Origin of the sequence: Mesorhizobium sp. M8A.F.Ca.ET.202.01.1.1 (assembly GCF_004791595.1) — a bacterium.
Taxonomy (GTDB): domain Bacteria; phylum Pseudomonadota; class Alphaproteobacteria; order Rhizobiales; family Rhizobiaceae; genus Mesorhizobium.
The window spans coordinates 207,109-230,651 of the sequence record NZ_SRUN01000005.1; the positions used below are offsets into that span (position 1 = coordinate 207,109).

Annotated in this window: 21 protein-coding genes; 5 read left to right on the forward strand and 16 right to left on the reverse strand. The window is 63.8% G+C overall.

The window, feature by feature from the left end; translation table 11 throughout:
- The first annotated feature begins 4 nt into the window (after positions 1-4).
- From EN845_RS14000 to EN845_RS14015, 4 genes are read left to right on the forward strand one after another with little or no spacing between them, the layout of a single operon-like run.
- Positions 5-1,117: a mandelate racemase/muconate lactonizing enzyme family protein gene (locus EN845_RS14000; protein ID WP_127870523.1), complete on the forward strand. Its 1,113-nt coding sequence runs from the start codon at positions 5-7 to the stop codon at positions 1,115-1,117.
- A 10-nt stretch (positions 1,118-1,127) separates the two neighbouring features.
- The gene (locus tag EN845_RS14005; protein ID WP_127279173.1) at positions 1,128-1,457 is read left to right on the forward strand and encodes an L-rhamnose mutarotase; all 330 of its coding nucleotides are present in this window, start codon (positions 1,128-1,130) and stop codon (positions 1,455-1,457) included.
- Positions 1,450-2,535 (forward strand): Gfo/Idh/MocA family oxidoreductase, encoded by a 1,086-nt coding sequence (locus EN845_RS14010; protein ID WP_127870522.1) that lies wholly within the window; start codon positions 1,450-1,452, stop codon positions 2,533-2,535. The genes EN845_RS14005 and EN845_RS14010 overlap by 8 nt, the downstream gene beginning before the upstream one ends.
- Positions 2,532-2,987 (forward strand): MaoC/PaaZ C-terminal domain-containing protein, encoded by a 456-nt coding sequence (locus EN845_RS14015; protein ID WP_167531368.1) that lies wholly within the window; start codon positions 2,532-2,534, stop codon positions 2,985-2,987. The genes EN845_RS14010 and EN845_RS14015 overlap by 4 nt, the downstream gene beginning before the upstream one ends.
- A 10-nt stretch (positions 2,988-2,997) precedes the next feature.
- On the opposite strand, the gene EN845_RS14020 is transcribed toward EN845_RS14015, so the two are convergent.
- The 9 genes from EN845_RS14020 to EN845_RS14060 all read right to left on the reverse strand — a co-directional run bounded on the left by EN845_RS14020 (position 2,998) and on the right by EN845_RS14060 (position 13,756).
- The gene (locus tag EN845_RS14020; RefSeq protein WP_127870521.1) at positions 2,998-3,795 is read right to left on the reverse strand and encodes an ABC transporter permease subunit; all 798 of its coding nucleotides are present in this window, start codon (positions 3,793-3,795) and stop codon (positions 2,998-3,000) included.
- Positions 3,796-3,797: 2 nt separating this feature from the next.
- Entirely contained in the window at positions 3,798-4,658 is an 861-nt protein-coding gene (locus EN845_RS14025) for a 2-aminoethylphosphonate ABC transporter permease subunit (RefSeq protein WP_127870520.1), read from the reverse strand.
- Positions 4,651-5,796: an ATP-binding cassette domain-containing protein gene (locus EN845_RS14030; protein WP_127870519.1), complete on the reverse strand. Its 1,146-nt coding sequence runs from the start codon at positions 5,794-5,796 to the stop codon at positions 4,651-4,653. Before EN845_RS14030 ends, EN845_RS14025 begins: the two co-directional genes overlap by 8 nt.
- Positions 5,797-5,828: 32 nt before the next feature.
- Positions 5,829-6,857, reverse strand: coding sequence for a 2-aminoethylphosphonate ABC transporter substrate-binding protein (locus tag EN845_RS14035; RefSeq protein ID WP_127870518.1), 1,029 nt, complete (start codon positions 6,855-6,857; stop codon positions 5,829-5,831).
- 254 nt (positions 6,858-7,111) lie between these two features.
- Positions 7,112-8,122: an NAD(P)-dependent oxidoreductase gene (locus EN845_RS14040; RefSeq protein WP_127870517.1), complete on the reverse strand. Its 1,011-nt coding sequence runs from the start codon at positions 8,120-8,122 to the stop codon at positions 7,112-7,114.
- Between the two features lie 2 nt (positions 8,123-8,124).
- Positions 8,125-9,483, reverse strand: a complete 1,359-nt coding sequence (locus EN845_RS14045; RefSeq protein ID WP_127870516.1) for an aspartate aminotransferase family protein — start codon at positions 9,481-9,483, stop codon at positions 8,125-8,127.
- Positions 9,484-9,554: 71 nt separating this feature from the next.
- Positions 9,555-11,012 carry a phosphonoacetaldehyde dehydrogenase gene (gene phnY / locus EN845_RS14050; RefSeq protein WP_127870515.1) on the reverse strand — a complete coding sequence of 486 codons (1,458 nt, stop codon included), beginning with the start codon at positions 11,010-11,012 and terminating at the stop codon, positions 9,555-9,557.
- A 260-nt stretch (positions 11,013-11,272) separates the two neighbouring features.
- Complete coding sequence (gene phnA, locus EN845_RS14055) at positions 11,273-12,532, reverse strand: phosphonoacetate hydrolase (RefSeq protein WP_127870514.1); 1,260 nt, start codon at positions 12,530-12,532, stop codon at positions 11,273-11,275.
- Positions 12,533-12,556: 24 nt separating this feature from the next.
- Complete coding sequence (locus EN845_RS14060; protein ID WP_127870663.1) at positions 12,557-13,756, reverse strand: 2-aminoethylphosphonate--pyruvate transaminase; 1,200 nt, start codon at positions 13,754-13,756, stop codon at positions 12,557-12,559.
- Positions 13,757-14,020: 264 nt separating this feature from the next.
- Here EN845_RS14060 and EN845_RS14065 point away from each other — a divergent pair, with 264 nt between their 5' ends.
- Entirely contained in the window at positions 14,021-14,890 is an 870-nt protein-coding gene (locus EN845_RS14065) for a LysR substrate-binding domain-containing protein (RefSeq protein ID WP_127870513.1), read from the forward strand.
- A 50-nt stretch (positions 14,891-14,940) separates the two neighbouring features.
- On the opposite strand, the gene EN845_RS14070 is transcribed toward EN845_RS14065, so the two are convergent.
- From EN845_RS14070 to eutB, 7 genes are all read right to left on the reverse strand, one after another.
- On the reverse strand, positions 14,941-17,418 hold the full coding sequence (locus tag EN845_RS14070; RefSeq protein ID WP_127870512.1) for an FAD-dependent oxidoreductase: 2,478 nt from the start codon (positions 17,416-17,418) through the stop codon (positions 14,941-14,943).
- 82 nt (positions 17,419-17,500) lie between these two features.
- The gene (locus tag EN845_RS14075; protein WP_127870511.1) at positions 17,501-18,289 is read right to left on the reverse strand and encodes a DeoR/GlpR family DNA-binding transcription regulator; all 789 of its coding nucleotides are present in this window, start codon (positions 18,287-18,289) and stop codon (positions 17,501-17,503) included.
- A 105-nt stretch (positions 18,290-18,394) separates the two neighbouring features.
- Positions 18,395-19,063 carry a GntR family transcriptional regulator gene (locus EN845_RS14080; RefSeq protein WP_167531369.1) on the reverse strand — a complete coding sequence of 223 codons (669 nt, stop codon included), beginning with the start codon at positions 19,061-19,063 and terminating at the stop codon, positions 18,395-18,397.
- Positions 19,064-19,237: 174 nt separating this feature from the next.
- Positions 19,238-20,239 (reverse strand): N(2)-acetyl-L-2,4-diaminobutanoate deacetylase DoeB, encoded by a 1,002-nt coding sequence (gene doeB, locus EN845_RS14085; RefSeq protein WP_127870510.1) that lies wholly within the window; start codon positions 20,237-20,239, stop codon positions 19,238-19,240.
- 5 nt (positions 20,240-20,244) lie between these two features.
- Positions 20,245-21,423, reverse strand: coding sequence for an ectoine hydrolase DoeA (doeA, locus tag EN845_RS14090; RefSeq protein ID WP_127870509.1), 1,179 nt, complete (start codon positions 21,421-21,423; stop codon positions 20,245-20,247).
- Between the two features lie 136 nt (positions 21,424-21,559).
- Positions 21,560-22,552, reverse strand: a complete 993-nt coding sequence (eutC, locus tag EN845_RS14095) for an ectoine utilization protein EutC (RefSeq protein WP_127870508.1) — start codon at positions 22,550-22,552, stop codon at positions 21,560-21,562.
- Entirely contained in the window at positions 22,549-23,541 is a 993-nt protein-coding gene (gene eutB / locus EN845_RS14100) for a hydroxyectoine utilization dehydratase EutB (protein ID WP_127870507.1), read from the reverse strand. Before eutB ends, eutC begins: the two co-directional genes overlap by 4 nt.
- Between the last annotated feature and the right edge of the window lie 2 nt (positions 23,542-23,543).

Sequence of the window (23,543 nt, forward strand, 5' to 3'; positions counted from 1 at the left end):
GGACATGGCCAAGATCGAAAAGATAGAGTTGCGGATGGTGGACCTTGTGCCCAAGGTCAAGCGCACCGACGCTATCCAGAGTTTCGTCAGCCAGGAAACGCCAATCGTGACGATCACCGATTCCGACGGCGCGGTCGGCACCGGCTACAGCTACACGATCGGCACTGGCGGTTCCTCGGTGATGCGGCTCTTGTGCGACCATCTGGCGCCGCGCCTGATCGGCCGCGACCCCGACATGATCGAGGCGATCTGGCACGATCTCGAATTCGCCACGCATGCGACCACGATCGGCGCCATCACCGCCATCGCCATCGCGGCGATCGACACGGCGCTCTGGGATCTCAGGGCGAAGAAGCAGAACCTGCCGCTGTGGAAACTGGCCGGTGGCGCCAAGGACCGCTGCCCGCTCTACACGACCGAGGGCGGCTGGCTGCACATCGAAACGCAGGCGCTGGTCGATGATGCGCTCGCTGCCAAGGCCAAGGGATTTCGCGGCTCGAAGGTAAAGATCGGCAGGCCGCATGGGTCCGAGGATCTTGCGCGCCTGTCGGCGGTGCGCAAGGCGGTGGGCGACGGCTATGAGATCATGACCGACGCCAATCAGGGATTTTCGGTCGACGAGGCGATCCGGCGTGCGGCAAGGTTGCGCGAACTCGACCTCGCCTGGATCGAGGAGCCGCTGCCGGCCGACGACATAGACGGGCATATCAGGCTGTCGAACTCGACGCCGACGCCGATCGCGATCGGCGAGTCGCTCTATTCCATCCGCCATTTCCGGGAATACATGCAGAAGGGCGCCTGCTCGATCGTGCAGGTTGATGTCGGCCGCATCGGCGGCATCACGCCCTGGCTCAAGATCGCCCATGCGGCGGAGGCCTTCGACATTCCGGTCTGCCCGCATTTTCTTATGGAATTGCATGTCAGCCTGACCTGCGCTGTTCAGAACGGCAGGTATGTCGAGTACATTCCGCAACTCGACCAGTTGACCGGCAAGCACATGCGCATCGAGGATGGGCACGCCCTGGCGCCCGACGAACCGGGTATCGGCATCGACTGGGACTGGGACGCGGTGAAGAGCATGAGCATGGCCGAATTCACCACGGCGATCACGGCATAAGGGAGCTGATATGCAGCGGATGGGATTTGTACTGGGGCTAAAACCGGAAAAGGTCGAGGAATATGTCCGCCTGCACGCCGCCGTCTGGCCTGACGTGCTGACAATGATTTCGGCCTGCAACATCAAGAACTACTCGATCTACCTGAAAAGGCCGGAGAACCTGCTGTTTTCCAATTTCGAATACCATGGCACCGATTATGCCGCCGACATGGCCAAGATGGCCGCTGATCCCAGGACGCAGGAGTGGTGGGCGGTCTGCATACCTTGCCAGGAGCCGCTGGCGACACGCAAGGAGGGCGAGTGGTGGGCCGAGATGGACGAGGTTTTTCACCATGACTGAAGGGACTGAGGGCGGTTTCGACCCTGCCTCGCTCGTCCAGTCCTGGCCCAAACCCTCAAAGTCCCGGCCGATCGTCACCTTCGGCGCCGGCTCCATCGTCGGCGATGCGCATTTTCCCGCCTACCGGAAGGCGGGATTTCAGATCGCCGGCCTCTATGATCCGGACCAGGCCAAGGCGCGGGTCCTGGCCGACACATGGGGTGTGACGGCGTTCCGTTCGGCGGAAGAAGCCGCTGCAGTGAAGGACGCGATCTTCGATCTGGCAACGCCACCGGGGCGGCATGCCGAGATCCTGAAGGCTCTGCCCGACGGTGCGTTCGCACTGATCCAGAAGCCGATGGGCAACTATCTCGGCGAAGCAACCGAAATCCTCGAAATCTGCCGCGCCAAGAAGCTCAAGGCGGCGGTGAATTTCCAGCTGCGCTTCGCGCCGATGATGCTGGCGCTGAAGGACGCAATCGCCAAGGGTTGGCTCGGCGAGGTCGTCGACTTCGACGCCTGGCTGGCGCTGGCGACGCCGTGGCAGTTGTGGGAATTCCTGCTCAAGGCGCCGCGCGTCGAGATCGCCATGCACTCGATCCACTATCTCGACCTGATCCGGCAATTGCTCGGCGATCCCAAGGGCGTGCATGCCAAGACGCTTGGCCACCCCAACCATAAGGTGGCGCAGACGCGCACCAGTGCCATTCTCGACTATGGCGACACGGTGCGCTGCGCGCTGTCGATCAACCACGACCACAAGTTCGGGCGCCGGCACCAGGCCTGCGAGTTCCGCATCAGCGGCACCGAGGGTGCGGCCTATCTGAAGCTCGGCCTCAACCTCGACTATCCCAAGGGCGAGCCGGATATTCTGGAGATCTATCCGAAAGGCGGGAGCGATTGGATATCAGTGCCTTTGGCCGGCGAATGGTTTCCCGACGCCTTCGTCGGCCGCATGGCCAATGTCCAGCGCTTTGCATCAGGCGAAGACGATGAGTTGATCAGCTCGGTCGACGACGCCTGGAACACAATGGCGCTGGTGGAAGCGGCCTATCGTTCGAGCGCGGCGCCTGCGACGCCGATCGCGGAAAGGCCCTGATGGAACAGATCACCTATTTCGAGGACTACGAGATCGGCTCGTCACGCCTCACCAGCGGCCGCACCATCACCGAGACCGACTTCATCGTTCATGCCGGCCACACCGGCGATTTCTTCCCGCACCACATGGACGCCGAATTCATGAAGACGACGCCGTTCGGCCAGCGCATCGCGCATGGCACGCTGGTGTTCTCGGTCGGCATCGGGCTGACGGCGAACGTGATCAACCCTGTCGCCTTTTCCTATGGCTATGACCGGCTGCGCTTCATCAAGCCGGTGTTCATCGGCGACACGATCCGTACGCGCACCACCATCGCGGCCAAGGAGGACGATCCGAAGCGGCCTGGGTCGGGACGCGTGATCGAGCGATGCGAGGTCATCAACCAGCGCGGCGAGGTGGTGCTGGCGGCCGACCATATCTACATCGTCGAACGGCAGCCGGCGCAGAGCTGAGCTTCAGCGCCTACGAACCGGTGGCACGCTTGGTGATGCGCTCCAGCCCAAGCAGCAGGATCAGCGTCGCCGCCACCAGGATCATGGTGAGCGCGGCCCCGGCAAAGATGTCGCCACGATCGGTTAGCGAGAAGATCGACACCGGCAGCGTCACCCAGCCCGGCGGATAGACCATCACGGTCGCGCCCAGTTCGCCCATGGAGAGCGCGAAGCTCAGACCGAAGGCGGCGACCAGATAGGGCGCGAGCAAAGGCAGCGTGACATGCCGGAGCCGGTAGGCCGGCCTCGCGCCGAGGCTTGACGCCACCTGCTCGAAGTCGGGCGACAGCCGTGCCAGCCCGGCCGAGACGTTGCCGAAGGTGAAAGCCGAGATCAGCACGAAATGCGCGATCATGACGATTGCGATCGTGCCGTTGAGCAACAGCGGCGGATGGCTGAACGCAACCAGCAGGCCAAGGCCGACGGACACCGAAGGCACCGCGCTCGGGATGAAGAACAAAAGGCCGAGCAGCCGCTTCAAAGCCGGCCCTTGCAGGCGAAGCGACAATGCCGCCCAGGTACCGCTGACCAGCGCCAATGCGCTTGCCGCGAAGCCGGTGACGAGGCTCGCCTTGACCGCGTTCCAGGCCGCGCCCTTGGCGACATCGGCATAGTGCTCCGTGGTCAAGCCATTGGGAAGCACGCCGTTCCATTGGTCGGCGAGGCTGGACAAGAGGATGACCGCCAGCGGCGCCAGGAACAGCACGCCGAAGATCAGCGCGAAGATCACCCAGATGATCAAGCGGCCGGAGCGCGACCAGACCAGCATGGCTAGACTCCCAACCGGCCGGCGGCAAACCGGTAGAGACCGAACAAGCCGAGCGACAGCGCGATGTTGACCACGGCGATGATGCAGGCGACCTGGTAGGCCGATTCCTGGATCGCCTTGCCGTAGATCAGCAGCGGCAGGGTGATGACGCCCTTGGCGCCGATGAACAGCACGATGCCAAATTCGTTGACGGTGAGCAGCAGGCAGAGACTGCCGCCAGCGACGAGCGCGGGCACCGCCGCCGGCAGGATGACTTGGCGGACAATGCGGAACGGCCTGGCGCCAAGCACGCTTGCCGCTTCGATCTGGCCGCGATCGACCAGCGAAAAGGCGGCGAGCAGCGGCCGCAGGATGAAGGGTGTATACACCGTGACTTCCGCCAGCACGACGCCCCAGGTCGAATAGAGGAAATCGACAGGCGGCAGCGGCAGCGAGAAGGCCTCCATCAGCCCCGAGTTGAGCATGCCGGCGGAGCCGTAAAGGAAGGTGAAGGCAAGCGTCACCAGGAAGGTCGGCAGGGCGATGAAGGTGTCGATCAGCCGGGCTATGAAGCCGCTGCCGGGAAACGGCACGAAGGCGAGGATCAGCGCCAGCAGCAGGCCGACGATCAGGCATCCGGCCGTCGCGGTGACCGAGATCGTCACCGTGTTGACCAGCGCGTTGAGGAAGAAGCGCGAATGCAGGACGCGGATGATCTCCGCGACATTGGCGACACCGCTGTCGTCGAGGAACGCCTGGCGTACAATCAGCGCCAGCGGGTAGAAGAACAGCAGCGCCAGCAGGGCCGCCGGCGGCACGATCCACAGCCGGCCCGGCTCTCGCTTCCTGGCCGTCGGTGCACCAATGGCGAGCGCTTCAGACACCGGCGTCTTCCGGAAGAAGCGACGTATCGGCTGGCGCAAAGAACAGCGGTACCTTTGTGCCGGGTTCCGGCAGGGCCATAGGCAGCTTTGTTGCCGAGACGCGCACCGGCGTGCCATCGACATCGAGAACCAGATGGGTGAGTTCGCCCTGCCAGTGCACTTCCCTGAGCGTGCCGACAATGCGGTTGGTGTGCTCGCTGTCTGCCGTGAGGCTCAGATGCTGCGGCCTGATGCAAAGCAGGCTCTTGTCGCCGGCCTTCTCGTCGCGACCGGCACTGGTGAGCACGGCATCACCATGCCTTGCCGTGGCAAAGCCTTTCGGGCCGGCAGCTTCGGCAACCGTCACCGGCAGAAGGTTGGCGCGGCCGAGGAACTCGGCGGTAAAACGGTTTGGCGGGCGGCGATAGAGTTCGGTCGTCGGCCCATGCGAACAGACCCTGCCGTCGCGCATGATGGCGATCTTGTCGGCAAGCGTCAGTGCCTCGGTCTGGTCATGCGTGACGTAGAGGATGGTGAGGCCGGGCAGGCTGCGGTGCAGCCGGGCGATTTCCTCAACCATGTTGCGGCGGATCTGCGCGTCGAGCGCCGAGAGCGGCTCGTCGAGCAGGAGCACACGTGGCCGCACCGCAAGGGCGCGGGCAATCGCGACGCGCTGCTGCTGGCCGCCCGAAAGTTCGCGTGGATAACGCCGGGCAAACGTCGCCATGCCGACGGTGGCGAGCGCATCCTTCACCCGTTCGCCGATAAGCGCCTTGTCGGCGCCTTGTGCCCGCAGGCCAAAGGCGACGTTGTCCTCGACCCGCATATGCGGAAACAGAGCGTAGTTCTGCACCACCATGCCGAGCCCGCGTTCGTAGGGCGGCAGATCGGTCACGTCGGTGGCGCCGATACGGATGCGTCCGCTTCTCGGCCGCACGAAGCCGGCCACGGCCCGCAAGGCGGTCGTCTTGCCGGACCCGGACGGGCCGATCATCGCCAGGATTTCGCCCGGCGCGATGTCGAGGGTCAGCGGATGCAGGACGACATGCGCGCCATAGGCGACAACGACCTTGTCGAAGTGGACATTGGAGCCGGCGCCGCGAACTTTCGCGGCGTCGATATCCGTGACTTCGGAACCCGTGAAGGCGGCTGCCGACATGGCGTTGTTCTCCGGACTGTTTCCTTGGCGGATCAACTTCCGGTCGCTTCGTTCCATTTCTTGACGTAGTCGGGCAGCTTGCTCAGCGCCTCGTCCCAGTTCGGCGACCAGATGGTCAGGCCCTTCATGGCCTCCTGCAGCTTGGCGAAGTTGGCGTCGGAGGGCGTCACGTCCTTGCGGGCGGGCAAGCCGATGGCAATCGAGCTTACAGTCGACTGGGCTTCCTTGGACAGCAGGAAATCGATCAGCTTCTTGCCGTTGTCGGCATTGGGCGCACCGGTGACCAGCCCGATTTCGTAGGGCAGCGCGAAGGTGGAGCGCACGCCGTCAGGCCCCGCCGGCCAGAACACCTTGATGTTGGGATTGTCGGCCATCTGCGACATGTTCATCTGAAGGTCGCCATTGGCTACGTGCAGCTCGCCCTTGTTGACCAGTGCGGTCAGCTTGCCAGTCGAGGCGGATGGGCCGACATTGTTGTCCTGCAGCTTCTTCATGAACTCGAAGCCGGCGTCCTCGCCGCCGAAGGCATGAATGATCTGCAGCATGACGGCGGTGCCGTCACCGGCCTGGCCGGGGGTCGAATACTGGATCTTGCCCTTGAACTTCGGATCGAGCAGATCGTTGTAGCTCTTCGGCGCTTCCGACAGCACGGCGCTGTTGTAGATGAAGTTCATGTAATTGTTGACCAGCGGCCGATACTTGTCGGTGCCACCGTCGATCTGGGATGCGGCCTCCGGCTTGTAGTCCTGCAACAGGCCGTCGGCGGCGGCGCGCTGGATGAAGGGCGGCAAGGTCACAAGCACGTCGGCCTGCGGGTTAGATTTTTCCTTAGCGACGCGCTCGACGACGCCGCCCGAACCTGCCTCGATATACTGAACGGTAATGCCGGTGGCCTTGGTGAAGGCGGCGAATTCGGTCTCGTACCAGCTGCCATTGCCATCATGCAGGCCATCGGCGGAGTAGACGGTGACGACGCCGTCGGCGAGCGCCGGCCCGACGAGGGCCGCCGATGCAAGCAATGCGGCGAAGGCCGCGACCATGGTTGCGTTTCTTGATTTCATGACGAGTTCCCCTTTGATTGAAGGCACATTCTGCGATGCACTAGGACCACCCGGCCTTGGGTCTCTGACGGACGTTGAGCCGGTTGGATGTCTTCGTTGTGACAACTCTGGGGATCGGCGATCGATAAGTAAAATCTATTTATTTTATGAGAGCCAAACTTCTTCTGATATTTGTCACGGAACTGTCGCATCCACGTCGTGGCCATGAATGTGACTGCGCCGGGGGCAGCTATCAGCTTGAAAAATCTCGCTTATCAGCCGAACGCAATACCTGCCGTCTGCGCCCGCAATCGCGGATCATGCGAGCGGACGGTCACCGGCCTGCCTTCGAGGATCTCGAAACACCGCGCGAGCGTGTCGTCCTCGAGCCGGCGCATCGCCTCATGCGTGAAGAAGGTGAGATGCGGAAAAAGGATCACATTGTCGCGACCGAACAGCACACTCATCGGATGGCCTGACTTCGACAGCGGCTCCGCCGAATAGACGTCGAGCCCGGCACCACCGATGCGACCGGCGACAATCGCCTCGACGAGGGCCGCCTCATCGATCAACGCACCGCGCGAGACATTGACGATGATGGCCGAGGGTTTGAGGCAGGCGAGCTCATGCTTGCCGATCAGGCCGCGTGTCTGGTCGTTCAGAACGCAATGGATGGAAATGAAATCGCAGGCGCCCAGCATGGCATGGAGGTCGTCGGCCTTCTCGATGCCGGCGGCGCGCATTGTCGCTGCATCGACAGCGGGATCAAAGCCAAGGACGCGTGCGCGGAATCCCTGGCCTGCCATGCGCGCCATGCTGCGGCCGATCTTGCCGCAGCCGACGAGCCCAAGCGTGGCGCCGGAAATATCACGCCCCAGCCAGCGTTGCTCGGGCCAGATCCAGCCATCGCGCGACATTGCCTGCGTGATCGCAGGCAGCCGCTTGGCGAGCGCGATCATCAGCGCGAAGGCGCCTTCGGCAACGGTTTCCTCGGCATATTCGGGCACGTTGACCACGGGAATACCACGTCGCATCGCGGCGGCGATGTCGATTGCATCGATACCGACGCCATATTTCACGATGCCCTTCAGCCTTGGCGCCGCGTCTATCACCCGCGCGGTGATCGGCGTATAGCACATCAAGAGAAGGTCGGCGTCGGCAACCGCGTTGGCGAGTTCAGCTTCGGGAATGCCGTCCGGCAACGTCACCAGGTCGACGCCCCTAGCCCGCAAGCCGGCATCGATTTCAGGACATTCGAGTTCGTGGTCAGTGCGGACGGCCTTCATGGTCAGGCCGCCAGAACCGCGGTCTCGACGATGTCGAGCGCCCGGTCGAGATCGGTCTTCGAAATGACCAATGGCGGCGAGAGTGTCAGCACGTTGCCTTGGCTGACCTTGAAGCTCAGTCCCTGTTCCAGGCAGGCGTAGAAGACGCGTTCGGCGAGGTCGCGTGCCGGCTGGCGCGAGGCGCGATCCTCGACGAGTTCGACCCCGACCATCAGTCCCCTGCCCCTGACATCGCCGACATGGGGCGAACGCGCCATCAGGTCCTGCATCCGTCCAAGCATATGCCGGCCAAGTTCGGCCGAACGCTCGACCAGCCCGTCCTCCAGGATGATGTCGATGGTCGTCAGCGCGGCGCGCGTCGTCACCGGGTTCTTCTCATGGGTGTAGTGACCGATGGCGAAGCCGCCGGTGACGTCGAGGTCGCGGCGCGCGATGACGGCGGCGATCGGCAGGATGCCGCCGCCCAGCGACTTGCCGAGGACGACGATGTCGGGCGTAACGCCGTCATGTTCGTGGGCGAAGAATTTTCCGGTCTTGCCGAGGCCGGTTGGGATTTCGTCGAAGATCAGCAGCGTGCCATGCCGGTCGCAGGCTTCGCGCACCCGCTTCCAGAAACCGGGCGGCGGCGGATTGGGCGTCGCGCGCATCGGCTCGGCAACGACCGCCGCCACATCCTGCTCGCGGCCGAGCACATAGGCGATCATGTTGGCGCAAGCGAGCCCAGAAGCCTCTAGGGAATCGTGGCCATAGGGGCAGCGATAGCCGTCCCAAGGCGCGACATGCTCGGTGCCGGTCATCATCGGACCTGATATGTGCGAGCGAAAGGTCGCCTCGCCGCCGACGCTTGCCGCGCCAAAGCCGGCGCCGTGGAAGGCGTCCCAGAACGACACCGTCTTGAAACGGCCGGTCGCGGCGCGCGCGATCTTCAGCGCGACCTCGATGGCATCCGAGCCGCCGGTGGTGAACAGCACCTTGCCGAGGTCGCCAGGCGCGAGGGCCGCCAGTCTCTCCGCCAGTTCGACGGCGGGCTCGCAGGTAAAGCGGCGCGGCGCGAAGCAGAGTTCGTCGAGCTGTCTCTTGATCGCCGCCACCAATCTCGGGTGGCCGTAGCCGAGATGGTGGACGCTGTTGCCGTGGAAATCCATGAAACGGCGGCCGGCGGTATCCTCGATCCAGATGCCTTCAGCCTTGGCGATCGTCGAGAGGCACGGGCTGGACAGGCTCTGGTGCATGAAGACGGCGGCATCGCGATCGAGCAGGCCGCGAATGCGGGGATCGTCCTGGCCGGCATCCCAGCGGCCGCGCGCCGCCGTGGTGTTGGAATCGCCCTCTGTATGCACAAGCTCGGATATCGCGGCCATCATCATCTCCGAAACGCGAATGAGGGAGCGTTGGCCGCTCCCTCTGTTTTCTGTCCGTCGGTCGCGCCTGGTCAGGACCAGGGCAGCGAAAATGTCTTCACATTGGTGTAGCTCTTCATCGCTTCGATGACGCCTTCCTTGTAGCCATTGCCCGAATCCTTGATGCCGCCGAAGGGCGACATCTCGATGCGGTAGCCCGGCACCTCCCAGATGTTGACCGTACCGACCTGCAAGCCGGCAATGTATTTCTGCATGCGGGGAAACGAGTTGGTGCAGACGCCCGACGACAAGCCGAAGGCGGTCGAGTTGGAGAGCGCGATCAGCGCCTCGTCGTCATCGGGCGCGCGCACGATCGGGATGATCGGCCCGAAGGTTTCTTCCATCACCAGTTCGGATTTATGCGGCACGCGGTCGACGACGATCGGCGGCAGCAATGCACCACGACGGCCGGGATTGTAGAGGATGTCGGCGCCTTGCTCAGCGGCCATGTGAACGCGGGTTTCGAAGAGTGCGGCTGCCTTCTCGTGCACAACGGTGCCGAGATCGGTGGAACGGTCCATCGGGTCGCCGAAGCGGATCTTCTTCGCCCGCTCCAGCACCAGCGGCACGAAACGATCGGCGACGCTTTCCTGGACCAGGATGCGCTTGACCGCCGTGCAGCGCTGGCCGGAGTTTTTCGTCGCTCCGGCCACTGCCAGGTCCGCCGCCTTTGCCAGATCCTCGTCGGAGAGATCATTGAGGATGATCAGCGGATCGTTGCCGCCGAGTTCCAGCACCTGGCGCTTGTAGCCGGCGGTGCGGGCGATCATCTTGCCGACCGGCACGCCGCCGGTGAAGGTGATCAGGTCGATGTTCTCGTTGGTGATCATTTCGTTGCCGATGTCGGCCGGCCATCCCGTCACCACCGACAGCATTTCCGGCGGCAGGCCAGCTTCATAAAGGATGTCGGCCAAAAGCAGCGCCGTCATCGGCGTCAGCTCGGTCGGCTTGACGACCACGCAATTGTTGGTGGCGATCGCCGGCGCCACCTTGTGCGAGACCATGTTGAGCGGGTGGTTGAAAGGCGTGATCGCCGAGATCGCCTTCAGCGGCTCGCGGGTGGTGAAGATCTTGCGCGCCTTGCCGTGCGGGGTGAGGTCGCAGGAGAAGATCTGGCCATCGTCCTGGATGCACATCTGCGCCGACAGCGTGAACACGTCATAGGCGCGGCCGACTTCGTAGAGCGAATCCGTCTTGGAGATACCGAGCTCGAGCGTGATGAGATCGGAAATTTCTTCCCGGCGCGACGCCAGTGCTTCCGCCGTGCGGAACAGGATCTGCTGGCGCTCGTAGCGGGTCAGCTTCGACCGGTAGCCGGCGGCGATCTCGAAAGCTTTTCGCGCATGCTCGGCACGGCCGGCTGGCACGGTGCCGATAACAGTGTCGTTCCAGGGGTAGCGCACCTCGACGATGCCGTCGGCATCGACCTTCTTGCCGGCGATACGCATCGGCTCGTGGCGAACTTTGATGGCAGGGTCAAGTTGGGTCATGTGAGTCTTCCCTGTGCTCAGTGAGCAACATTGATCTTTTGTCGGCTAGGTCATCGCGTTTCGGCTCCGGCTTCCCCCACTCCGTCGCCGCTTCGCGGCGCCACCTCTCCCCCCCTCCGGAGGGAGAGGAAAGCCAAGGCCGGCGAACTCAGCGCCCTTCCTCTCCCCCGTCGATCGGGGGAGAGGTGGCCCGAAGGGCCGGAGTGGGGGTCGACCAGCACCATCATGGACGGCTACACGCTGCTGGCGATCCAACTCACTCAGCCCGCCAGCGCCGCCGCCATCGTCGCGTAGTAGAAGGCGTCGAAATTGCGCAAGGTCGGCTCATTGGGCAGATCCGGCAGCACGCGGTTGACGATGAACGGTACCTTCTGCTCGGTCAGCCCGCCATGCGAGCGCAGCGGCTCGTTCAGCGCCGCCAGATCGTGGCGATGTTCTGATGTGCCGATCGTCTTGTTCTCGGTGGAGATCAGCACGATGTCGCCGATGCGGTCGGCCGGCAGTTCGAAGCGCTCGCAGGCATCAGGGCTGTCGACGACCAGCATGATGCCGTCGATCTTGGCCAGCCGCGCCATGATGCCGGCCTGATCAGCGCCATCAGGCAAATAGGCGGTGGCGAAAGAGCCGAGAGCGCCGTGATGCACCACATAGGGGTCGGTGATCGGCAGGATGACGCGGGCGGCGTCCTTGCCCAGCCATTCGTCGAGCAGGTCCTGGACGTAGACGACGTCGGGCGAACCGTCCGCCTTGTGCTTGGGCTTCATGCCATGGTCGGCGGTGACGACGATCGCCGCGCCCAGCGCATCGAGCTCGGTCAGGTACTTGTCGAACATTTCGTAGAAGGCATTGGCCTGCGGCACGCCGGGCGCATATTTGTGCTGCACATAATCGGTCGTCGTCAGGTACATGATGTCGGGGCGGAATTCCCTGAGCAGCTGAACGCCGGCGGCGAAGACGAATTCCGACAGTTCGGCCGAATAGACTTCCGGCACAGGCAGGCCGAAATGCTTCGAGGCATTGTCGATGCCGTGCTCGGCCACTGTCGTGGTGTCCGACTTTTCAGCCGAGAAGCACAGCGCGCGGCCTTCGTCGAAGGCGAGGCCCTTGCCGAGCAGCGCACGCAGCTTGTCCTTGGCGGTCACCACCGCGACCTTGGCGCCGGCATCGTAGAAGGCCTGGAAAATGGTCGGCGCGCGCAGGAAGCGCGGGTCGTTCATCATCACTTCCTTGCCGGTCTCGCGCTCGTAGAGATAGTTGCCGCAAATGCCGTGCACCGAGGGCGGGCGACCGGTGGCGATCGACAAATTGTTGGGGTTGGTGAAGCTCGGAATGACCGAGTGCGCAAAGCGCACCGTGCCCTTCTGCTTGATCCTGACCAAGGCCGGCATCAGCCCGGCCCTGATCGCCTCGTCAAGATAGGCCGGCTCGCAGCCGTCAAGGCAGATGGCGATGGCCGGCACGCGCGGCCAGGCGTAGGTGCGGCCATTGACCGCGACGTTGATGGAAGACATCTGGTTCATCAAGAATCCTCGAAATCGGCCGCTTCAGGCGGCGAGTTTGGCGCGCTCGGCGATTGCCGCCGCGGGTGGAGCGGCGGTGTCGACGCCCATTTCATCAAGCGATTGCGCCGCCGCCTCGACGACGCGGCGCATGACATGTTCGTCCATCTGGCCGATGCAGCCGACGCGGAAGGAATCCACGACCGTCAGCTTGCCGGGATAGATGATGAAGCCCTTGTCCTTCATCAGTTCGTAGAAACGATCGAAGGCGAAGTTGGCGTGGGCCGGGTTGAAGAAGGTGACGATGATCGGCGACAGCCAGCGGTCCCCAAGCAGCGTCTCGAAGCCGAGTTCGCGCATGCCCGCCACCATGACGTCGCGGTTCTTGACATAGCGGGCGCCACGGCCGACGACGCCACCTTCGGCCTCATGCTGGCGCAGCGCCTCCAGGAAGGCGGCGACGACATGCGTCGGCGGCGTGTAGCGCCACTGGCCGGTCTTGTTCATGTGCGCCCATTGCGCGTGAACGTCGAGCGACAGGGAATGGCTGCGCCCCTTGGCTGCTTCGAGTTCGCTCTTGCGGGCGATGATGAAGCCGAAGCCGGGCACGCCCTCGATGCATTTGTTGGCTGAGGACACCATCGCCTCGTAGCGGATTTCGTTGACGTCGAGCGCGACGGCGCCGAAGGCGCTCATGGAATCGACCAGCAGCTTGCGGCCCTTGGCATGGACGGCTTCGGCGATCTCGGCGACAGGGTTCAAAATGCCGGAACTGGTCTCGCAATGAATGGCGATGACATGCGTGATCGCAGGATCAGCCTCAAGCGCGGCCGCCACCTCGTCGCCGCGCGGCGGCAGGTAGTCGCCCTTGTCGATCAGCGTATAGGCGCGGCCGAGATACTGCATGGTCTGGGCGGCGCGCAGGCCGTAGGCGCCGTTGGCCAGCACCAGAACCTTGCCATCCCTGGGCACGAACGAGCCCAGCATCGCCTCGACGCAGAAGGAGCCGCTACCTTGCATCGGAACGCAGTCGAACTCGCCTTTCGTATCGCCGGTCAAAGCCAGCAGGCGGCGGCGCATGTCTGATGTCATGGCGCGGAAGTCACCGTCCCACGATCCCCAGTCGCGCAACATCGCCTGCTTGACCGAATAGGCCGTGGTGAGCGGCCCGGGGGTCAAAAGATAGGGCTCGCCCAGGGCCGGCCTGGCCAGCGGCTCGGCGGCAAATTTCGTCTCGGCGAGCATGATGTCCTCCGACAGGTCGCTGCTTTTTTGATGTGGCGCCATTGTTGGTCCGGACGACGTATTTGTAAAATCGTTATTTTGTATCGATGTATCGATTAGAACGATGACAAAACTGCATTGGACAGGCTGCATGCCACTCATGACACGGCCGTGAACATGGGAGCGTTCATCCCCAGACATCAGCGGAATCGTTTATTCCGTCCTTTTGGCTAGCCAGGCTTATGATAAGATGCAGGCGGCTTCGAGACCCGAAAGGCACGTAACATGCGCTATGTTCAGCTGCGAGCCTTTCATCAGGTGGCGATCTCCGGCGGCTTTTCGCGGGCGGCCGAAGCGCTGTTCCTGACCCAACCGGCGATATCGGACCAGGTGCGCAAACTTGAGGAAGAGTATGACGTGCTGCTGTTCAACCGGAACAAGAAGCAAGTCACGCTGACGCATTCCGGCCAGAAACTGCTCGAGATAACCCACCGCATGTTCGACACCGAGCAGCAGGCGCTCGAGCTCCTGACCGAGTCGCGCGCTTTGCGTTCCGGCACGCTGCGCATCGTCGCCGATGCGGCGCACCACCTGCTTCACATCCTCGGCAGCTTCCGGGCCCGCTATCCCGGCGTACAGGTCTCGGTGCGCGCCGGAAACACCGAGACGGTGATCAGCAGCCTCTACAGCTATGATGCCGACATCGGCGTGCTGGGCGAAGTGCCCGCCGGGCGAGATTTCGAGGTGCTGAAACTGAATTCGACCCCGATCATCGCCTTCACCTCGATCGACCATCCTTTGGCAGGGAAAAAATCGCTGACGCTCAAGCAACTCGCGCAGGAATCGCTGGTCATGCGCGAACGCGGCTCGAAGACGCGCCAGAAGCTCGAAGACCTGGCCGCGGCGTCGAAGGTCGAGCTCAGGCCGGTGATCGAGGCCGAGGGCCGCGAAGCCGTACGCGAGATCGTCGCCTCGGGCGCCGGCATCGGCTTTGTCTCGGCGGCCGAATTCGGCCAGGATTCGCGGCTCGTCCCGATCACCATCGATGCGCCCGAGACCTTGATGGACGAGGCGCTGATCTGCCTGCGCGAGCGCAGCGGCGGCAAGTTGGTGCGCGCCTTTCTCGACATGGCGCGCTCGATGTCGGCGGACTAGTTGAGCATGATCTTTTCCGAAAACCGGTTCCAACTTTTCGGGATCATGCTTTAAGCCGCGACCTTGATCTCCACTGCATCGGCTTTCACCCGCTCCGACTTCGGATCATAGGGGCTGCGCAAATGCGCGGTAACCGCATGGCGCACGCCGGCAAGATCGATCTCGAAACGGCCGTTGGCCAGGAATGAAGCATCGACGCCCGCTTCGTGCTCGATCAGCCCAAGGGCCACGGAGCGTCCCAGCGTATGGCCGTAGGCGGCCGACCGAACCTCGCCGACCGGCTTGCCGTCACGCAGGATCAGTTCGCCGCCCCACAGCGTCGGCTCGGCATCGTCAAGGGTGAACAGCACGACGCGCCTTGCCGGTGCCGCTGACGGCTTTGCCCCGACCAGCGCATCGCGACCGATGAAGCCGCCCGGCTTGTCCATCGCGACGGCAAAGCCAAGGCCTGCCTGCCACGGGTTGATGTCGGGCGTCAGTTCGCGACCCCAGGCGCGAAAACCCTTTTCGATGCGCAAGGCATCGAGCGCGTAGTAGCCGGCGTCGGCCAGGCCGAACTCGCGGCCGGCCTCATGCAGCGCCTCATAGACGCCGACCGCGAACTCGATCGGTACGATCAGTTCCCAGCCGAGCTCACCGACATAGGTCATGCGGTTGGCGTAGGCTGTGGCATAGCCAACATCGATTTCGCGGATGGTGGCGAAGGGGAAGCCGGCATTGGAAAGATCCGCCGAAGACAATTTGCCCAGGAGGTCGCGCGAACGCGGCCCCATCAACGCCAGCACCGCGTAAGCCGAGGTGATGTCGGTCAGAATGGCATGCGCGTCCGCCGGGATGTTCTTGACGATCCAGTCGGCGTCGTGGACGGCCTGTGCGGAGCCGGTGACGATGAGGAATTTCTCCGCGGCAAGCCGCATCACGGTGAGATCGCTTTCGTAACCGCCGCGCGCATTGAGCACGCCGGTGTAGACCGACGTGCCGACCGGCACATCGATGTCGCCGGCGCAGATCCGGTTCAGCGCCGTACAGGCGTCGCGCCCCTGGACAAGCAGTTTGGCGAAGGAGGTCTGGTCGAAGATGGCGACGGCTTCGCGCGTCGCTTTCATCTCGCGTTGCATCGCCTCGTGCCAGTTCTGGCGGCCGAAGGCATAGTCATTCCCGGCTGTCTCCCCTGGACCGGCAAACCAGTTGGCGCGCTCCCAACCCATCTTGGAGCCGAAGCACGCGCCCTTGGCGGCAAGCCGGTCGTAAAGCGGCGAACGGCGGAATGGCCGCGCGGTGTCCAGTTCGCGGTTCGGCCATGGCATGGCGTAATGAAGGCCGAGCGTCTCCTTGACCCGGTCATGCAGCCAGCGCGGATTGTTGTTGAACGAGGCGAAGCGCCTGATGTCGACCGGCCACAGATCCATGGTCGGCGCGCCGTTGACGATCCATTCGGCCAGTGCCCTGCCGGCGCCACCGGCACTGGCAATGCCCATCGAATTGAAGCCGGCGCCGACATAGAAATTCTTCAGCTCGGGCGCTTCGCCGAGGAGGAAATTATTGTCCGGCGTGAAGCTTTCGGGACCGTTGTAGAATTTCTTGACCTCGGCCTCGGCCAGTTGCGGCACCCGCACCAGCGCGTTCTCCATCAGGATCTCGAACTGGTCCCAATCATCCGGCAGCAGCGCGAACTCGAAATTTTCGGGAATGCCGTTCATGCCCCACGGCTTGGCATGCGGCTCGAAGCCGCCCATGACGAGGCCGCCGACCTCTTCCTTGAAATAGATGAAGCCATCGGGGTCGCGCATGACGGGCAGATCCGGATGCACGCCTTCTATTCGTCCAGTGACGATGTACATGTGCTCGGCCGAGTGAAGCGGCACCGACACGCCGCACATCAGCCCGACCTTGCGCGCCCATTGGCCGGCGCAGTTGACGACGATCTCGGCGGCGATGTCGCCATGGTCGGTCTCGACACCGCAAGCGACGCCGTTCCTGACGCTGATACCAGTGACCTTGACCCGCTCGAAGATTTTGGCGCCGCCGTTGCGCGCGCCCTTGGCCAGCGATTGCGTGAGATCGGTGGGATTGGCCTTGCCGTCTCCGGGCAGCCAGACAGCGCCGACGAGATCGTCCGTCGCCATGACAGGCCACAGATCGCCGGCCTCCCTGGGCGAGATGACGTCGATCTCTACGCCCTGAGCCCGCGCCGACGCAGCCGTGCGCTTCAGCACCGTCATGCGGTCGGCCGTGCGCGCAACAGACAGCGAGCCGCAATTCTTCCAGCCGGAGGCAAGACCGGTCTCGGCCTCCAGTTCGCTGTAGAGCTGCGTGGAATAGCGGATCAGGCTGGTCATGTTGGAATGGCTGCGCAACTGGCCGACAAGACCAGCCGCGTGCCAAGTGGTGCCGCCGCTGAGTTGCCCCTGTTCGAGCAGGACAACATCGGTCCAGCCGAGTTTTGTCAGATGGTAGGCGACCGAGCACCCAATGATGCCGCCGCCGACAATGACGATTCGAGCCTGGGTGGGAAATTCATGGGCCATGAGCGTTCCGCCATTTGAAGGATGGCCGGGACATTAGCACGAGAAAACCAAATATCAACCCATAAAGTCACAAAATATCACATCAAGCCGCGACGATGAGTTCTGGACCCTTTTGCGAAAGCGCTTCGGCAAGCGCCGGTTCGGGATTGGCGTCGACGATCACCCCGGCGGCACGTTCGAAGTTGGGAATCCTGAGCGGCGTCAGCTTGCCGAACTTGCTGGCGTCGAGCACGAAATAGGCCTTGCCGGCGAGGGCGACCATGCGGCCGCGCTGTTCGGCGCCGGCGCGGGTGAAGTCGGTCACCTCCCCGTCCGGCGACAGCGCGCCGCCGCCAAGAAAGGCGATGTCGACACGAAAGCGGGCCATCGCATCGAGCGTGTCGATGCCGACAGCCGCCTCCTCGCCGGGGTCGACTTCGCCGCCCAGCATATGCACGCGCATGCCGGGGACATGGCATAGATGCAGCGCTATCTTCAGGCTGGCCGTGCAGATGGTGAGGTCGCGCAGTTCCGATATGGCATGCGCGACGGCCAAAGTGGTGGTGCCGGAATCGAGAAAGACCACCATGCCATCCCTGACCAGCCTGGCGGCCGCCCTGCCGATCGCCGCTTTGCCGGCCGCATTTTCCTGGCTGCGCAAGCTCATCGACGGCTCGCTCGGCTCGAAGCGGGCGGCCCCGCCATGCACGATGCCGAGCCTGCCCTGGTCCGAAAGCAGCTTCAAATCGCGGCGGATGGTTTCGCGCGAGACATCGAAGAACCCGGCCAGTTCGGCGACGCTGACGGAGCCCTGGGCGCCCAGCCGCCGCAGGATCTCATCATGGCGGCGCGGGGCAAGGGCACGTGCCGGCAGGTGGCTGACGGGAGACATGGCGATCCTTATGTCGAGCGTTGATGTTGCAATATGTGGCAGCGAACCGCCCCGCTGGCAACCGCGCGCCATGGCATCGATCGCGGACGGCCCTGCCCCTCGGGCTCAGGATTTTCGCGACAGTCCGCCGCCGTCTATCGCATTGACGAGTGTGTCGCTGCCTTCGCGAAGATGCTGCCTCAGAACGCTCACGGCCTTCTTCTCGTCACGCCGCCGGCAAGCGGCCAGCAGATCGCGATGCTCGCTCTGAGAGCGGGTGCGGTAGTCGAGGTTCGACAGCAGGATGCGGACATAGCGGTCGGCCGCGTTGTGATGCGCCTCGATCAGGTCAAGCAAACGGCGGTTGCCGCAGGCATCGTAGAGCGACAGGTGAAAGGCCCTGTTCAGGGCGCCCCAGCGGCCCGCATTGCGCTCCGCGTCGATCTGGTCGAGCACCTGCTCGGCTTCTTCAAGCTTGGCGCCGGGCAGGGCCGGAACGGACAGCCGGAGCGCCTCGCATTCGAGCAATTCGCGCACCGCGTAGATTTCGGCGATCTCGGCACCGTCCATCCCGGCGACATGCGCGCCCTTCGTGGGATGAATGGAAACAATGCCTTCCGCCTCCAATTGGCGAAGCGCGTCGCGGATGGGCATGCGGCTGAAACCGAATTGCTCGGCCAGTTCATCCTGACGCAGCGTGGTGCCTGCCTTCAGCGATCCGCTGGCTATAGCCTCGCGCAGGACATTGGCGACCTGTTCCGCCACCGTCTGCGGCCTCTCGATCAGGCCTTCCATAAATCCGCGCAATCGATGCTCCCATGCCACGCGATCGCCAGCCTAGTGGAAAACATCCGGCGATATAAGTATCCCCGTGTACGAGAGCGGTTTGGTTTCTGGCCGAAGAGCGACACGAGAAGCTGTCGATGGCTGGGTCCGCCCGGTTTGGTCCGGGCGGAGAAATCACGTCAGTCAATCGACCTTCACGGCGACCACCGCGGCGCAGTCGCCGGCCTTGACCAGTCCAGGGAAATGCCGTGCCGCCAGCATGCCCGACATTTTCGCCCGGATCTCCCGCGGAGCAACGCCGGTGCGGCCGGTGGAATGGATGCGGGCCAGTACCGCGCCTTCTTCGACGGGCTCACCAAGATCGACCATGGTTTCGATCATGCCGTCGTCCTCGGCAAAGCAGAAGCAATCTCCCGAGGGCATGTCCAGCCACTGGGTTTTGCCCGTCTCGACCGCCCCGGCGACGACACCGGCGTGACGCAACACGTTGAGGATGCCGCGCCGGGCGATCCGCACCGTTTCGGCTCGCGATGTGCCGCCGCCGCCGAGCTCGGTGGTAACGAAGACCTTGCCCATCTCTTCGGCCGCCGTGTCATACATGCCGATCGCATCGATCTCGGTCATGCGCATCGAGAACGGCGCCGAGAATGCCGCCACCGCCGCAAAGGCTTTCTGCTCCTGTGCCTTGTCGGGCAAGGTGTGAGCAGCGCAAAACGGCACGAAATCCAGCGTCCTGCCACCGGAATGGAAGTCGAAGACGATGTCGGCGCGGGGAAGCAACTCGCGTTGGAAATAATCGGCGATCTTCTGCGTCACCGTACCGTCCGGCCGGCCGGGAAAGCTGCGGTTCATGTTGCCCTTGTCGATCGGCGAGGTGCGCGTGCCGGCCCGAAAAGCCGGATAGTTCATCGCCGGCACGATGATCACCGTGCCGCTGACCTGGCTGGGATCGAGCGTTCGGGCGAGTTCGTAGAGCGCCAGCGGCCCCTCATACTCGTCACCATGGTTGCCGCCGGTCAGCAGTGCCGCCGGCCCCTTGCCGTTGCGGATGACGCAGATCGGGATCATCACCGAGCCCCAGGCCGAGTCGTCGCGGCTATAGGGCAAGCGCAGGAAACCATGCTGGACGCCGTCGCGATCGAAATCGACGGTCGGCGCGATCGGCGACGGGCGATGACTGGACATCGGGCTCAATCCTTCACCACCAGCTTGCGCGGCACATTGGCCAGGCACTCCACACCGGTTTCGGTGATCAGGATGGACTCGGTGATCTCCAGCCCCATTGTCTCCAGCCAAAGGCCGGTCATGAAATGGAAGGTCATGCCGGGCTTGAGCTCGGTGCGGTCGCCGGGACGCAGGCTCATGGTGCGTTCGCCCCAGTCCGGCGGATAGGAAATACCGATCGGATAGCCGGTGCGGTTGTCCTTGACGATGCCGTATTTCTTCAGGACGGCAAAGAAGGCGTTGGCGATGTCCTCGCATGTGTTGCCCGGCCTGGCGGCGGCAAGACCTGCTTCCATGCCTTCCAGCGTCGCCTTCTCGGCATCGAGGAATTCCTGCGTCGGTTTGCCGAGGAAGACGGTGCGCGACAGCGGGCAGTGGTACCTGTTGTAGCAGCCGGCGATCTCGAAGAAGGTGCCCTCGCCCCGCTTCATCGGCTTGTCGTCCCAGGTCAGGTGCGGCGCCGAGGCGTCCGCGCCTGACGGCAGCAGCGGCACGATCGCGGGGTAATCGCCGCCGATGCCGTCGACGCCGCGCGTGCCGGCATCGTAGATCTCGGCGACGAGATCGCATTTGCGCATGCCGACCTCTATTCTGTCGAAGATGCGCTGGTGCATCGCCTCGACGATGCGGGCGGCCTTGCGCATATAGTCGATCTCGGTCGGGCTCTTCACCGCGCGCTGCCAGTTGACCAGCGCGGTGGCGTCGACGAAGCGGGCGTTGGGCAGATGCTTCTGCAAAGAGGCGAAGGCGGCGGCGGAGAACCAGTAATTGTCCATCTCGACGCCGACGACAAGCTTGCCCCAGCCGCGATCGCTCAGCACGCTGGACAGGAAGTCCATCGGGTGGCGTTCTGTCGACTGCACATAGTGGTCGGCATAGCCGACGATGTTGTCATGCGCGAGATAAGCAGTGCGCTTGGCGCCGTTGGCGTCCTGGCCACGGCCATACCAGACCGGCTCGCCCGACGGCGGCACGATGACCGCCTGATGCACATAGAAGGACCAGCCGTCATATCCAGTCAGCCAGGCCATGTTGGATGGATCGCTGATAACAAGGAGATCGACGCCTTTGGCTTCCATCGCCTTGCGCGTCTTGGCGAGGCGATCCGCGTATTCGCTTCGCGAGAATTTCAGGTTCGGCTGCATTTTGTTGGTCCTCGTTTGTTGGGCCTGGAACCCGCTTCAACTTCGTTGAATCTGTCTCCAGGTATTGTTTTGTCGGAGCACGATCTGGTCGGAAAACCGGTTGCCACTTTTCCGGATCATGCTCCCGCGGCCAGGATCAGCTTTCGAAAATGGTTCCGGCATTGGCCGCCAGCGCGCGGTCGCGGGCGAGCGTGGCGATCGCAGTGTCCTGCACGCCGGTGCCGGTCAGGTCAGCGATGGTGATGTCGCTGGCCGAGCGCCTACCGTGTTTTTCGCCGGCGATGATCTGGCCAAGTTCGGTGACCTCGGCATCGGCTGCCATCACGCCGGCGGCGATGGCATGGTGCAGTTCGCCCAGCCGCCGTGTCTGCTTCGCGCTGTCGGCGACATAGAGATCGGCCATGCGCAGGATGGCAGGCGCGATCTCGTTCTTGTGCTCGGCATCCGAGCCCATGGCGGTGATGTGCTGGCCAGCCGAGACAAACCCAGCCTTGATCAGCGGCTCGGTCGACGGCGTGGTGGTGACGATGATGTCGGCGCCGGCGACAGCGTTGGCCGCGTCGGGTTCGTGGCGCACGTCGATGCCGAGCCGTTCGCGCAAGGTGGCCGCGGCCGCCTCCGCCTTGGCGGCATCGCGCGCCCAGATGCGGGCCTGCGTGATCGGCCGCACCAGCATCAGGGCTTCGAGCTGCAGCCCGGCCTGGACGCCGGCGCCGAAGATCGCGGCGACGGACGAGTCCTCTCGCGACAGGTGTTTGGCCGCGACGGCGCCGGCGGCGGCGGTGCGGACGTCGGTGAGATAGCCATTGTCGAGCAGCAAGGCGTCGACCACACCGGTCTTTGCCGAAAGCAGCACCATCATGCCGCCACCGCTTGGCAGACCGAGCTTTGGATTGTCGAAGAAGCCGGAACTGATCTTGACGGCGAAGCCGTCGATACCGGGTACATAGGCGGACTTCACGTCGACCTCGCCGCGATGCTCGGCGATGTCGAGGCGCAGGATCGGCGGCATGGCCACCGGCAATGTTGCCAGCGCGCGGAAAGCATTCTCGACGCAAGCGACGGCGTCGAGATCGAGCGTCACGATCGTGCGCAGTTCAGCTTCGGTGAGGATGGTCATCCTGCTCATGCGGCGCGCTCCGAAATCGATGGCATTTCCCCGCAGACGATCTTCCTGTGCAGTTCCATGTCGATGTTGCGGCCGGAAAGCAGAACCACCACCGGCCCCTCCGCCCTGACCTTGCCGGCGAGCAGCGCCGCGATGCCTACCGCACCTGCTCCTTCGACGATCTCGCGTTCCAGTTCATAGGCATGGCGAATGCCGGCGGCGATTTCGTCCTCACTGAGCAGGACGACATCGTCGAGCAGGTCTCGGCTCATGGCGAAGGTCAGCCGGTTGTCGAGGCCGACGCCCCCGCCGAGCGAATCCGCCAGCGTCGGCAGTTCCTCCACCAAGACGGGACGGCCCGCATCGAGGCTGGCCTTCATCGCGGCGCCGCGCGCCATCGACACGCCGACTATCTTTGTGCCGGGGCTAACGCCTTTGATTGCGGCCGCTACACCCGAGGCCAGCCCACCTCCGGAGAGTTGCACCAGCACCAGAGCGGCATCCGGGACCTGCTCGATCATCTCCAACCCGAGCGTGCCTTGCCCGGCGATGATCGCGGGATGGTCGAAGGGCGGCAGCATGACAAGCCCCTCCTCCGTCACCAGCCGCTCGACCTCCTGCTGGGCATCGTCCTGGCTGTTGCCGACAATACGGACTTCCGCGCCGAGGCGGCGGATTTCGTCCAGCTTGTTCTTGAGTACCAGTCGAGACATGCAGATCACCGCACGCATGCCCTCGAGCTTCGCCGCGTGGGCCAGCGCACGGCCATGATTGCCGGTCGATGCCGCGACGACGCCGCGCGCCTTCTCCTCGGCATCAAGCGATGCAACGGCGTTGGATGCACCGCGCAATTTGAAACTGCCGGTGGTCTGGCGATGCTCGAGCTTGAGATGAACCGGCACGCCCAGCCGTTCGGAAAGACTCGCCGAAAGCACGATCGATGTGCGCTCGACCTTGCCGGCAATTCGCTCGCGCGCGGCACGGATATCGCCAAGGGTCACTGTCGCCATGG